We start from the raw sequence: 12,590 nt of genomic DNA on the forward strand, positions 1-12,590 counted from the left end.
AGCGCGCGGATCAGGCGCGATAGTCCCCAGTGGCGGCGTCACGTACGAGAGCGACACCATACACCTCCAAAGCCTTCTCCGGGCTGAGCCAGCCGCGGCTCACCACATCGGCGACGCGCGACCTCGCACGCCTCCGCGGATCACCATAGCCGCCACCGCCGGAGGCGACGAATAACATCTTCTCGCCGTCCTGACATTTGGCTTCATGAAAGGATGGCAAATCCACGATCGTACCATCGGCGAGTTGCTTGCGGCTGATGACAGGCCGCGCGTCCGTGCCGCCCAGAACCCCGCGCGCGGGGAATTCCGTGGCGTCGGCCGCGTAGATCACCGTCATTTCATGTTCCAACGGATAGAACGCGCCGCCGACGCCAGGAGCCCCTTCGAACTCGCCAAAACCCTGGCTATCCGCCTCCACACCGCGGCGTTCGATGACGATGGGATACATCGACTCATCGACCTCGACCGAATCAAGCGAGATCATGCCGCCATTCGCCGGACCGCAATAGGTCAGCCAGCCGTCGAAGCCGCTACGGGCGCCCGCGCCGGCATAGCCGATGAAGACCTGATTGACGTAGACCTTGCCGTTCTTGAAAGGATCCGCGCCCGAGATCACGCCGATACCGATCGGCAGATGCGGTCCGCCTTCCGCCTGGCCGTGCGGTTCACCCATGCGGGAGAAGACGCAGTTCCCGGCCGTGATCAGCCGGTCGTTGACATTGGTGGTGGCGACCGATGTGCCGACCGGGTAGCGCGGCTTGCCGACCACGCTGCCCGCGCGCATCAGAATGCGGATCCGGCTGACGCTGCCATGATTATGCGGCAGGTCGGCGGGCAGATTGTTGAAGACGCCCATGCGGCAGCCGCTGGTGCAGGTATTCTCCGACAGATTGAGGCCACCCGGCACGTTGTCGGGATTGTCCCGCACATCGACCGTGACCATCCCCTCCTCCGGATCAACGGTAAGCGTGACGCTAACGGGGATCCCCTCATCCGCGACGCCCGGGACCGGGTCATGCCGCGTCTCATAGGTGTAGGTTCCCGCAGGCAGTTTGCGGATTTCGGCGACCATGCGGCGGGTGCCGTATTCGAACCATTCCTCCACGAAATCCAGCACCGCCTGCTTACCGTAGCGATGAAGCAGCTCGTGCAGCCGACGCTCCCCCGTGCGGCACGACCCCATCTGCGCGCGCAGATCGCCGAGCCACATGTCTGGCGCGCGGATCTTATACATGCCGATGCGCAGGATATCCTCCCGCTCGATCCCGTTCTCGACGACGCGGACGCAGGGGAAGTGAACGCCTTCCTCGTAGATGGTCTTGGCGTAGGGCAGGTAGGTGGAGGGGATCGGCGCGCCGACATCCGCGTGATGCGACAGCGCCACCGTCCAGAACAGCGGCTGGCCCTCGAAGAAGATCGGCGCGGCGATGATCATATCCGCATGGTGCGTGGCGCCGGTGAAAGGGCAGTTGTTGAGGAACATGTCGCCCGGGCGGATCTCGTCGAACATCGTCAGGATCGGCTTGATCGCCATTTCCATCGACATGACATGGATCGGCAAAGCGTCTTCGGTGGAGACCAGCTTGCAGTCATAGGTCAGCAGCGCGCAGCTGAAGTCGCGCCCGTTCTTGATGACGGCGGAGCGGCTGGCTTTGAGCACCACCAGCGTCATCTCCCGCACGATCGCCTCCATGCGGCTTTTCAGAACCGACATCAGGAAGGGATCGATGCGGCGCTGGCCAGCGAGGACTGTGTCTTCATTCATGTCAGGCCACCTCAACCAGAAGATTTCCGAACCGGTCCATCCGCGCCGTGTGCTGGCGTTTCAGCACGGCGGTGAAGGTTTCCGTCTCGATCAGGCAGGGGCCGTGGACGGCCGCGTCCCGCCCCAGTTTCGCGCCGTCATAGACCGGAACCGTTTGCAGGCCACCGGCCTCCTGGATGAAGAGCGGCCGTTCGGATTTGGGTTTCGCCATGCTGTCCTGGCGAGCGATCTCGAACCGCTTCCAGGCGTCTCCGCTGCGGCGGGCGCCATTGGCGCGCACCTTCCACGTGGTGAATTCCACCACGTCGCGGTCCGAACGAATGGCGTAGATGCGTTCATGCATGCGGTGAAACGCCTCCACCAGCTCGGGCAATTGCGCGGGCGTCACGATGCCGTCGGCGGCATCGAAACCGACCTCGATTTCCCAGGACTGGTATTCGTAGCGGCCTTGGAAGGAATAGACGTAGCTGCGGAGCGAAGGTTCCACGCGGGCCGCTTCCAGGAAAGCCTCGCCCTCCTGCCGCAACCGGGCGAGCAGGGCGTTCACGGCGGCGAAATCGAAATCGCGGTCGTTGGTTTGGCAGACGCCGTTGCGCTCCCAGCGGATATCGGAGATGAGGCCGCCGAAGGCGCTCAGCCCCGCCATGAAGCGCGGGACCATGTAGCGCCGCAGGCCCAGGATATCCGCCATCTCGGCGACATGGCAGGCGGTGCCGCCGCCGCCGCAGACGAAATAGCTGTCGCGCGGGTTGATTCCCTCGCGCACCGTGATCTCCTCGATCGCCGCGACCATATTGTGATTGCTGGTGGTGTGGATTGCGTAGGCGGCATCGAGCAGCCCGATGCCCAGGCGCTCCGCCACCCGGCCCACGGCCTGCTCGGCCAGCGCGCGGTTCAGCGTGATGCGTCCGGCGAGAAAGTAATCCGGGTCGATGATGCCCAGCACCACATTGGCATCCGTCACCGTCGGCTCCGTGCCGCCGGCGCCGTAGCAGGCGGGGCCCGGCCGCGCGCCGGCGCTGCGCGGGCCGACATGCAGCAGCCCGCCATCATCGACGAAAGCGATGGAGCCGCCGCCCGCGCCGACGGAGCGCACATCCACCTTGGGGATGCCGAGCAGATCCTTGTTAATCATCGATTCCGGCGTGACGATGATCTGGTGATCACGCAGCGCCGAAACGTCGAAAGTGGTGCCGCCCATGTCGCCCACGATAATGTCGGACTCGTCACTCAGCGCCAGCGCCGCCATCGGTGCCAGAGTGGGACCCGACATCACGCTGTAAATCGGTTTGCCGAGCATTTCGGCGACCGGCATCATACCACCGAGGCAATTCGCCAGCAGCAACTCGCCGGTGAAGCCGGCGCCATCCAGCGCTTCCTGCAACGCCGCGATATAGCGCCGGATGGTCGGGCTGATGGAGGCGTCGATCGCGGCGGCGATGATGCGGCGATATTCGCGCGGGATCGGATTGACCTCATGGCTGAGCGTCACCGGCAGTTCGGGCCATTCGCGTTTCAGGATTTCGCCAACCCGCAGCTCATGCGACGGGTTGACCACCGACCACAGCAGACCGACCGCCAGCGCCTCGACATTCAGCGCGCGCAGATGCGCGATGGCGGCATGCACGTCGGCTTCGGCCAGCGGCACCAGTTCGCGGCCGCGCGCGTCGATGCGACCACCAACGGTGCGGGTCAGCGCGCGCGGCACGAAGGGGTCGGGATAATCCAGCCGCCACTCGAAGCCCCGTTTGCGGGGGCCTTCGCGCAAAACCAGGATGTCCTGGTGCCCCTCGTTGAGGAGGACGCCGGTACGGGCGACCTTACCCTCCACCAGCGCGTTGGTGGAAACGGTCGATCCATGCACCAAAGTCTCGATGGCGGCGATGAAGTCGCGCGGTTCCAGTCCCAGGCCGGCGGCGGCGACATGCAGCACGTCGATGAAGCCGAGATGGAAGGCGCCGGGCGTCGTCGGCGCCTTGAAGATGCGGATCTCGCCGCTCTCATCCGCCACCAGGCAGTCGGTGAAGGTGCCGCCGATATCGATGCAAATCTGGAAAGCCATCTTGTACCTTCGGGAAATCAGGAGCGCCTTGCGGCGGTCCAGCGGTCCAGCACCAGGCTCGCAAGAATGATCGCGCCGACGCAGACCTGTTGGATGTAGCTATCGACCCGGACCAGGTCCATGCCGTTGGAAAGCACCGTGACGAAAAGCGCGCCGGCGACGGCTGAGAGCGCGCTTCCCTCCCCGCCCTGCAACCGCGTGCCGCCGATGACGGCGGCGGCGATGGTCTGCAAGGCGAGGCTGCCGCCGAGATTGGGCTCGCCCGATTGCGTGCGCGCCGTCAGCAGCAGCGCGCCGAAAGCGCCGAGGCCGGAACACAACACGTAGACGGCCCAGAGATGCAGCCGCGTGCGGACCCCCGCGACGCGCGCCGCGGCGGGGCTCGATCCGATCAGATACAGGCTGCGGCCAAAAACCGTGCGTCCCAGGATGAGATGGACGACCAGCACGACCAGCACCGCCGCCGCGACGGGCACCGGCACACCGGCAAAAGTGCCGCCGAACAGCGACAGGAAGCCGGCGGGCAGGCCCTGCACAGGAAAGCCACCGCTGACGATGGAACTCAGCGCGAGGAGGATGTTGAACATCCCCAATGTGACGACGAAGGGATTGACGCCGACCAGCGACACCAGCGCGCCATTGATCGCGCCCACCGCGACACCTGTGCCCAGCCCCGCCGCGATGCCGAACAGGACCGCCTCGGGTCCCGCATGCCCGCCCGCCGTCATGGCCAAGGCCGCCACGACGCTGACCAGGGAGACCGTCATGCCGATGGACAGGTCGAAGCCGCGTGTCAGCAGCACGAGGATCTGTGCGGCCGCGAGGATCGTCAGATAGCTCGCCTGCACCGCGATGTTCAGCAGATTGCCGGGCGAAACCACGCGCGGCTGGGCAATCGCGAAGCCGACCAACATGATGACGATGGGTGCGATCACCCGCAGGATCGGCGAGCGCAGCGCGGCGCGCAGCGTTTTGCGGCCCGGCCGCTCCGCCGTGGCGCTCATGACTGACGCCGCCGGGCGAAGGCGCGTTCCAAGGCGATGGCGATGATCACCACCGAGCCCTGCACCAAAGTCTGTAGCTTGCTGTCGATCCGCAGCAGATTCATGCTGTTGGAGACGACGGTGAGGAAGATCGCGGCCAGCACCACCCGCTCCGCCCTGCCGGACCCGCCGCGCAGCGGCACGCCGCCGATGACGGCGGCCGAGATGGACTCGATGACCAGCGACGCGCCGATGCTCGCCTGGCCGGAACCGATACGCGCTGTCACCAGCAGGCCCATACAGGCCGCCAGCAGCCCGGCGGCGCCGTAGACCAGCATCAGGATGGGAACCGGCCGCACGCCCGATAGGGCGGCGATGCGGGCGTTGCTGCCCACGGCATAGATGTGGCGGCCCAGCGGCGTCATCCGCTGCACCAGGCAGATCAGCGCGAGAAAGACCAATGCGACGATGACGCTGGCGGGAACATGCAGGAATGAACCCCGCCCGAAGATTTCGCCGAAGCGTTCCGGCAGGCCGTAGATCGGAATGCCCTGGGTGTAATACAGCGTGCCGCCGGCGACGACCGAGGTCATCGCCAAGGTCGTCATGAAGGGCGACAGGTCCAGCACGGACACGCAAAAGCCATTGGCGAGACCCACCGCCGCGCCGGCCGCCAAGGCCGCGAGAACCGGCCACAGGATCATCGTGACCGTCACATCCCCGCCGCCGGCATAGAGCATCGCCATCAGCGAGGCCGCGACGACCGAGGCTAGCGCGCTAACCACGCCCACCGACAGGTCGAAGCCACCCGCGATCATGACCAGCATCTGGCCCAGCGAGACGATGGCGAGATAGGCGGCCTCGCGCAGCATGTTGAGCATGTTGAGACGGCTGTAGAAGCGCGGCTGGACATGGCCGGTGATCATCGCCAGCAGCACGATCAGCACGATCAGCAGCCCGCCATCCTGCAGGATACGCAGCGGCAGAGCCCAGCCGCCGTGCCCCCGCATGGCACGGGTCGGCGCCGTCATGCGACGGCTTCCCCGGCGGTCGTGGCATCTTGGAGGAGGGCGCTGCCGAAGAAGCAGGATAGGATGGCTTCTTCAGTCCGCTCGGCGCCCGCCAGTTCACGCACGATCACGCCTTGATGCATCACGTAAATCCGGTGCGAGAGATGCAGAATCTCCGGCAGGTCGGAGGAGACCAGCAGCACCGCCGCCCCCGCCTCGGTCAAATCGCGCATCAGGGCATAGACCTCGGCCTTGGCACCGACATCGATCCCGACGGTGGGTTCGTCGAACAGGAAAACATCCGTCGGGCGCACCAGACCGCGCGTCAGCATGACCTTCTGGCGGTTTCCGCCGGATAGATTGAGCACCGGCGGCTCAGGCGAAGGGGGCCGCACTGACAGGCGTTCCAGCAAGCGTGCCGCGACGCCCTTTTCGGCGCGGAGGCGCAGCAGCCCGCCGCCACCCAATGTGCTTGTATCGAGCGCGGCCATGGTGACGTTCTCCCGCACCGGGCGGTTGAGGGCGAGACCCTCGGTGCCGCGATCGGCGGGCAGGTAGCAGACGCCTCGGCGAAGCATGGCGCGCGGATGCGGCGCCGCCACGACCTGGCCATCGACCGTGATGCTGCCCGCGGCAATCGGCAGCAATCCGAAGACGGCGCGGCCGATCTCGCTTTTGCCGCAGCCGACGAGGCCGGCAAGCCCGACGATCTCCCCGGCATGAACCGACAGCGATACGGTGCGGACCAGACCATCCGGCGTGGCGAGGTTCTCGATCCGCAACCGCTCGGCCGCGGGCGTGTGGCGGATCGCGGGATAGAGTTCGCCCGAGGGACGGCCGGCCATCATCTCGACCAGCGCCGCTTCGGTAACGCCGCTGGCCGCGATTGTCGCGATCCTGCGGCCGTTGCGCAAAACGGTGATGCGGTCCGCCAGCAGCCGGATTTCCCGCATGCGGTGCGAGACATAGATGATGCCGACACCGCGCGCCTTCAGCCGCGCCACAACCGCGAAGAGCCGGTCCGCGTCCGTGTCGGTCAGTGACGCCGTCGGCTCGTCCAGGATCAGGATCGGCGCATCGAACATCAACGCCTTGGCGATCTCCACCATCTGCTGTTCCGGCCGCGACAGGCTGCCGACCAAGGTGGAGACTGGAATGTCGAAGCCGAGCTCCGCGAAAAGCTCCGCCGAACGGCGCCGCATCGCCGCCCGATCGACAAAGGGTCCGTGCCGCATTTCACGGCCGAGGAACAGATTCTCCTCGACCGTGAGGTCGGGCAGCACGCTGAATTCCTGAAACACCGCCGCGATGCCGGCGGCGCGCAGCGTTTGCGGGGAGAGGCCGGCGGCAGGCCGGCCCTGAACACTGTAAGTGCCCTCACCGAAAGCAACGTTGCCGGTGATGACGTTGATCAACGTCGATTTGCCGGCCCCGTTCTCGCCGAACAGGACATGCACTTCACCCGGCCGGAGATCGAAATCCACACCATCCAAAGCACGGAAGGCACCGTAACGCTTCGTCACCCCGCTCAGAACGAGTAGCGGGGTGACCGCGCTTGCCTGCTCCACGCTCACGCCGTGTTGTCTAGGCCCTCAATGCACGTCGAAGACGGGGCGGAAACCTTTGGCCGCGAAGATCTGCGTGAGATCGGTCTTATCGAGATTGGCCTTGGTGACCAGGCCGGGAACGACGTCGTATTCCTGCCCTTTCAGCGTCTTCTCCAAGGCTTGCACACCGAGATCGACGCTGATGCGAGCCATGATCACCGGATATTCCGCCGCGAAGCCGAGAATTTTGCCGCTTTTGACAGCATCGAGCATCGCCTGATTCTCCCAGGAAGACACGATCGCGACCGTACGGCCATCCTCGGCCACCGCGCCGAGCGCCGCTTCCACTGTGGGCGCGCCGCCCCAGATGGCGTTCATGTCGGGATAGGCCTGCAAAGCGTCGGTTACGAGATTGAGCTGGTCGGGCACATTGGCGCCGCCGAACTTCGCCGCCATCAGCTTCACCTTGCTGCCCTTCAGCGAGTCCTCGAAGCCCGACAGATAGCTCTCCGCCCAGCCGGAACCTTGCGGACCTGGGAAGGCCACGACTTCGCCACCGGCGCTGCCGAGATGCTGCACCAGAAGATCGCCAGAGGCCTTGCCTTTGGCATAGTGGCTGACGGTGATCTTGGCGGTAACGGGCGCTTTCTCGATCGGGTTCGCGACGCCGATCACGATCAGGCCCTTCTTCGCAGCCTCGGCCAGCTTCCCGGAAAAACCCGCTTCGGAAATCGCGCCCAAAAGGATCGCGTCGGCGCCCGAGGAAACACAGTCATCGAACTGCGAAATCTGCTTCGGCAACTGGTCGTAGCCGCCCGCGGCAAGCGTGGTCAGCGTGATGCCCAGACGCTTGGCTTCCTCCACCATACCATAATTGATGGCGAGCCAGTAGCTGTCGGCGAGGTTGGGGATCAGCGCGCAGAGCTTCCAATGCTTCGTTGGGGCATTGGGCGGCGTATATTCGATTTTCGTCGTGCTGGGCCCGCCATTATGAACCTCGACCGCAAAGGGCCACCAATTGGGATCCGCATGCGCAGCTCGGGGTGCGATTGCCATCGCTGATATAATTGCGCCGACAAGAGCCAGGCCTGACTTCATCAGTATTCTCCATGACGGTTGACAGGCGCGGCGACGCGGCGACGCTGCTTTGCAGGAGACGGAGGCGCGCAAGGCGTCACTTTTCCTATAAGTTATAAAATCGAATTGCAATGGTTACCCGGCCTTAATTCCAGACTTCGCATCATAGACGTTTCATGCCTCTAGCAAATTATTGCGATCCCGCGCCGATCTTTCCCAAAACATCAGGGTGCGAGCGCGTATCATCTCCATGCCGTACAGGATGTCACCCGCCGAGCACAGTGCCGTCGCGCGTCAAGTCGTCCGCTACCTTGTCCAACGCGCCGCGCAAACGCTCTACAAGGGCATCGACCTCGTCTACCGAAATCACATAGGGCGGACACAATGCAATGGTGTTGCCCATATTGCGGATGATCAGGCCACGTTCCAGGCAGGCGCGCTCCACCTGAGCGCCCACGCGCGATCCGCGCTCGAATCCCTCGCGGCTCCGCCGGTTCGCCACCAATTCTATGCCCGCGATGAAACCTACGCCGCGAATGTCCCCCACCAGGGGATGATCGCGGAGCGTGTGCGCAAGCCCCGTCTGCAACTGCTCGCCGAGGCGCCGCGCGACCTCGACTACATCCATCTCCTGGTAGATCCGCAATGCCTCGACGGCGACGGCGGCCGTAACGGGATGGCCGGAATAGGTGAAGCCGTGGCCCAGCACCCCAAGGCCATGCGCTTCGTCGGCGATGACCTGGTAGACGGCATCACTGACGGCGACGGCCGCGATCGGCACGTAGCCAGAAGACAGACCCTTCGCGACCGACAGCATGTCCGGCTGGAAGCCGAAAGTCTGGCTGCCGAACCAGTTGCCGGTGCGCCCGAAGCCGCAAACCACTTCGTCCGACAGCAGCAGGATGTCATGCCGGCGCAGCACGGCCTGGATTTTCGGGAAGTAATCGGCGGGGGGCACCGCTACGCCGCCCGCGGCCATCACGGGCTCCGCGATCATGGCGGCGATCGTTTCCGGACCCTCGCGCAGGATGAGCGCCTCAAGCTCTTCGGCGAGCCGGGTCGCGAAATCAGCATCGCTTTCGCCCGGCAGGGCATTCCGATAGGCGAGGGGCTGCGCGGCATAGAGGATTTCGTTGGTCGGCAAGTTGAATGCCCCGTGCATATGCGGCAGGCCGCTGAGCGCCGCGCCCATCACCGTGCTGCCATGGAAGGCGCCGGAGCGGCTGATGATGCGACGCTTGTCCGGCAGCCCGCGCGCCGCATTGTAAAACCAGGCGAATTTCACCATCGTGTCGCTCGCCTCCGACCCGCTATTGGCGAAGAAGAAGTGCGCGGGCTGGATCGGCGAGAGGGTGGAGAGCGCATCCACCAGTTGGACACAGGGCTCGTTCGAGCGATGGTTGAAGGTGTGATAGGTGCCGAGACGACTGATCTGACGTTGCGCCGCCTCCGCCAGCCTCGGCTCGTTGAAGCCGAGCGACGCGCACCACAGGCCCGCCATTCCTTCGATATACTGTCGTCCTGAAGAGTCTACGACCTGCGCGCCCTTCCCTTCGACGATGAGGAGCGGCCCCCTGCTTTCGTGCAGTCGTGGGTCCGTCTGCGGGTGGAGATGGTAGGCAACATCGATATGCGCCAGAGAATTACTCAGCATCGCATTCTCCAGGACCGTCGAGCGCCAATTGGAGCCTTTCCACTTCCTTATAACTTATAAATTGGTATGAGAAGATAAATTTGCCATCATGGCGCTGTGGCCGACTGCGTACCGAAACGATAGGCTGGCCGGGAACCTGGGGAGATGAGCGTGGAGCTGATGGATGCTGGCAGCCTCTCGCAGCGGGCCTACCAGCACCTACGAGAAGAGCTGATCGCCGGCAACTTCCGGCCGGGGCAGCGCTTCATCATGCAGGATCTCGCCGACAGCGTCGGCACCAGCATCACGCCCGTTCGTGAAGCATGCATCCGCTTGGTGAGCGAAGGCGGCCTGGAATTGCGCTCCCGGCGCTTCGTTCATGTTCCCGATCTCTCTTTGGCGCGCTACACAGAAGTGCGGACCATTCGCATCGCCTTAGAAGGACTGGCGGCCGAACTAGCTGCTTCTCGCGCGACGACAGCAGACGTAGAGACTCTAATCAAGTTGAACAAGAAGTTCGCGACAGCCGTCACTTCCAGCAAGGCGGAGGTTGCCATTCGGGCCAACCGCGCCTTCCACTTTTCTCTGTACCGCATAGCCGGCCTCGATATGCTGACGAAGCAGATTGAGAGCCTGTGGATGTCGATGGGCCCGATCCTCAACGTCTTCTACAACGACGTCGCGACAGATTACTTGGGCGACGAGCATCTCCAGGTCATCGCGGCCTTATCGAAAGCAGACGGTGCGGCGGCCCGTGTCGCCTTGCAGCGCGACATTCTCAAGAGCAGTCCCAGCCTCTGCATTTATTTGGAGCAACATGAGGTTAGGAAGTCCACATTCTGAGGTCTGTGCCGAGTGGTTCGGGCGCCTGACCGGCGCTCAACGCGATCGTCAGCACCAGGGACCATTCTTTTTTGACTCACTGCTCGATGGCCGCACCTTCGATCGCTGATCGTTGGGCAAGTCAACCCTGGTTGGATTCTTTTACTCGCACTGCACCTAGTTGCGGAAGAGACCGATGTTCTCGGCAAGCCACTCCGGCAACGACCGGGGTGCTTCGCCCGTCAACTCCTTCACAGTCGAAGTAGTCTCTCCAAGAACGGACTCGCGGAAGGTCTGCTCCAGTCCCATCATCAGATCCGCCACGAAAGGTGTGAGGCCTTCTGCCAGCAGTGCGACCCGCTGTTCATCGAGCGTCCGATTTATAGACGACGGGCTGGCCAAGCAGGCGGGACAGCTCTTCCGAGAAAATTTGGAAGGCGTGAACCTGTGATCGGCTGCTTCTTCGATGTGGGGTCCGCGGTGGCGATCAGGCTACTGCAAACCGGATCGCATCCTCGATTTGCTCGGCAAAGCGAGCGCTAATGTCCGGAACCTCCAGGCCAATAGCAGCTTCCAGATAGGCGTCGCCAAACGCCAAGTTCACGAAGCCCGATGCACGCCGCGCGCACTCACGCGGCGTCTTGCCCAAAGCTGCGAGCATGGCGCTCACCCTTGATCTCAGCACAGCTGAACCCGACTGCTCGAACATCCGCGCCAGCACCGGATACCGCCAGCCATCGGCCACAATGAGGCGATAAATCCCCAAAGCTTCGGGTTGAACAAGCTCTGCTGTGAAGGCCAGCGCTTCCGCGCGAAGACGGTCCTCCAGCGACCATTTCATATTTTGGGCGGGAGCCTGGGCCGCCTCGGCCCGCATGTATTGGCACATGCTCGTAATCAGGGCTTCGAACAACTCTTCCTTGGACCTGAAGTGGCGGTAGATTGTCATTTTTGAGATGCCGCTCTCGGCCGCCACGCGCTCAAGGCTCGCCCCGGACCAGCCTGCCTGGAGGAAAATCGGGCGGGCCGCGGCCAGAATAGCCGCCCGCTTCTCCGCCATCCGCTGCCAACGAGGGTCATCTGGTTTCCAGCTACGCGAAGCCGGCGATGGACTTAGCTGTTGCACGCGATACGGTTCCGTATTACATGATGACGCGATACGCTAACGTATCACATCAACTCTCACGGAAACTGTCCATGCGCAAGCCCGAAGACGTCGCACACCTCTTCGCCGAGATCATGATCGATACCTGGCTCAGCCGGCGTGGAGCCAGCGCATGAGCGCTTGGGCAATCGGCCTGTCGATAGTGACGGCGCTCGCATTTACCGCCGCGGCGGCGGCTAACGCTTTTGATCTTGGTGGCACCGCGAAGAACTTCCGCGACTGGGGCTACCCGCGCGCGTGGCGTTTCATCACCGCGCTCCTTGAACTCGCGGGTGCGGCCATGATCGTTGTGCCGCAAACGCGGCCAGCGGGCGTCGCGTTGCTGGGGGCGGTGATCGTAGGTGCCGTCGCAACCTTGGTCCGGTTCCGCGCTGGGTGGTCACATCTGGCTCCGGCGCTTGGCTTCGGTCTGTTGCTAATCGCGGAAAGCGTGTCGGCCGGATGGTTCATCTAGGGTCAGGACTCATTCTTTGAGATAGAAGGTGACACTGGCTGCGATGCAGATGGCGGAGAAGAAGGTGTGTGC

Annotated in this window: 10 protein-coding genes; 2 read left to right on the top strand and 8 right to left on the bottom strand. The window is 63.9% G+C overall.

Annotated features, from left to right (window positions below; genetic code table 11):
• Positions 1-10: 10 nt before the first annotated feature.
• The 7 genes from GSQ92_RS03245 to GSQ92_RS03275 all read right to left on the bottom strand — a co-directional run bounded on the left by GSQ92_RS03245 (position 11) and on the right by GSQ92_RS03275 (position 10,098).
• Positions 11-1,765, bottom strand: a complete 1,755-nt coding sequence (locus tag GSQ92_RS03245; protein ID WP_158803985.1) for a hydantoinase B/oxoprolinase family protein — start codon at positions 1,763-1,765, stop codon at positions 11-13.
• A 1-nt stretch (position 1,766) separates the two neighbouring features.
• Positions 1,767-3,827: a hydantoinase/oxoprolinase family protein gene (locus tag GSQ92_RS03250; RefSeq protein WP_158803984.1), complete on the bottom strand. Its 2,061-nt coding sequence runs from the start codon at positions 3,825-3,827 to the stop codon at positions 1,767-1,769.
• Positions 3,828-3,844: 17 nt separating this feature from the next.
• Complete coding sequence (locus tag GSQ92_RS03255) at positions 3,845-4,831, bottom strand: ABC transporter permease (protein ID WP_159013013.1); 987 nt, start codon at positions 4,829-4,831, stop codon at positions 3,845-3,847.
• Positions 4,828-5,841 (bottom strand): ABC transporter permease, encoded by a 1,014-nt coding sequence (locus tag GSQ92_RS03260; protein ID WP_159013014.1) that lies wholly within the window; start codon positions 5,839-5,841, stop codon positions 4,828-4,830. The genes GSQ92_RS03255 and GSQ92_RS03260 overlap by 4 nt, the downstream gene beginning before the upstream one ends.
• The gene (locus tag GSQ92_RS03265; RefSeq protein WP_159013015.1) at positions 5,838-7,388 is read right to left on the bottom strand and encodes a sugar ABC transporter ATP-binding protein; all 1,551 of its coding nucleotides are present in this window, start codon (positions 7,386-7,388) and stop codon (positions 5,838-5,840) included. The genes GSQ92_RS03260 and GSQ92_RS03265 overlap by 4 nt, the downstream gene beginning before the upstream one ends.
• Positions 7,389-7,412: 24 nt before the next feature.
• On the bottom strand, positions 7,413-8,465 hold the full coding sequence (gene torT / locus GSQ92_RS03270; protein WP_216856741.1) for a TMAO reductase system periplasmic protein TorT: 1,053 nt from the start codon (positions 8,463-8,465) through the stop codon (positions 7,413-7,415).
• Positions 8,466-8,709: 244 nt separating this feature from the next.
• Entirely contained in the window at positions 8,710-10,098 is a 1,389-nt protein-coding gene (locus tag GSQ92_RS03275) for an aminotransferase (RefSeq protein WP_159013016.1), read from the bottom strand.
• 144 nt (positions 10,099-10,242) lie between these two features.
• Between GSQ92_RS03275 and GSQ92_RS03280 the strand changes: the two genes are divergently transcribed.
• Complete coding sequence (locus GSQ92_RS03280; protein ID WP_158803979.1) at positions 10,243-10,920, top strand: GntR family transcriptional regulator; 678 nt, start codon at positions 10,243-10,245, stop codon at positions 10,918-10,920.
• A gap of 466 nt (positions 10,921-11,386) precedes the next feature.
• Here the strand turns inward: GSQ92_RS03280 and GSQ92_RS03285 are convergent, their stop codons facing one another.
• On the bottom strand, positions 11,387-11,959 hold the full coding sequence (locus tag GSQ92_RS03285; RefSeq protein ID WP_159013017.1) for a TetR/AcrR family transcriptional regulator: 573 nt from the start codon (positions 11,957-11,959) through the stop codon (positions 11,387-11,389).
• 217 nt (positions 11,960-12,176) lie between these two features.
• On the opposite strand from GSQ92_RS03285, the gene GSQ92_RS03290 reads away from it, so the two are divergent.
• Positions 12,177-12,518 (top strand): DoxX family protein, encoded by a 342-nt coding sequence (locus tag GSQ92_RS03290; protein WP_159013018.1) that lies wholly within the window; start codon positions 12,177-12,179, stop codon positions 12,516-12,518.
• Positions 12,519-12,590 lie beyond the last annotated feature (72 nt).

It is taken from the genome of Acidisoma sp. S159, assembly GCF_009766125.1.
Lineage (GTDB): Bacteria > Pseudomonadota > Alphaproteobacteria > Acetobacterales > Acetobacteraceae > Acidisoma.

Excerpts from the sequence above, each read along its gene's own strand:
- GSQ92_RS03285 (WP_159013017.1), bottom strand. The coding sequence starts at position 11,959 with ATGGCGGAGAAGCGGGCGGCTATTCTGGCCGCGGCCCGCCCGATTTTC.
- GSQ92_RS03245 (WP_158803985.1), bottom strand. The coding sequence starts at position 1,765 with ATGAATGAAGACACAGTCCTCGCTGGCCAGCGCCGCATCGATCCCTTC.
- GSQ92_RS03280 (WP_158803979.1), top strand. The coding sequence starts at position 10,243 with ATGAGCGTGGAGCTGATGGATGCTGGCAGCCTCTCGCAGCGGGCCTAC.
- GSQ92_RS03275 (WP_159013016.1), bottom strand. The coding sequence starts at position 10,098 with ATGCTGAGTAATTCTCTGGCGCATATCGATGTTGCCTACCATCTCCAC.
- GSQ92_RS03255 (WP_159013013.1), bottom strand. The coding sequence starts at position 4,831 with ATGAGCGCCACGGCGGAGCGGCCGGGCCGCAAAACGCTGCGCGCCGCG.
- GSQ92_RS03290 (WP_159013018.1), top strand. The coding sequence starts at position 12,177 with ATGAGCGCTTGGGCAATCGGCCTGTCGATAGTGACGGCGCTCGCATTT.
- GSQ92_RS03260 (WP_159013014.1), bottom strand. The coding sequence starts at position 5,841 with ATGACGGCGCCGACCCGTGCCATGCGGGGGCACGGCGGCTGGGCTCTG.
- torT (WP_216856741.1), bottom strand. The coding sequence starts at position 8,465 with ATGAAGTCAGGCCTGGCTCTTGTCGGCGCAATTATATCAGCGATGGCA.
- GSQ92_RS03250 (WP_158803984.1), bottom strand. The coding sequence starts at position 3,827 with ATGGCTTTCCAGATTTGCATCGATATCGGCGGCACCTTCACCGACTGC.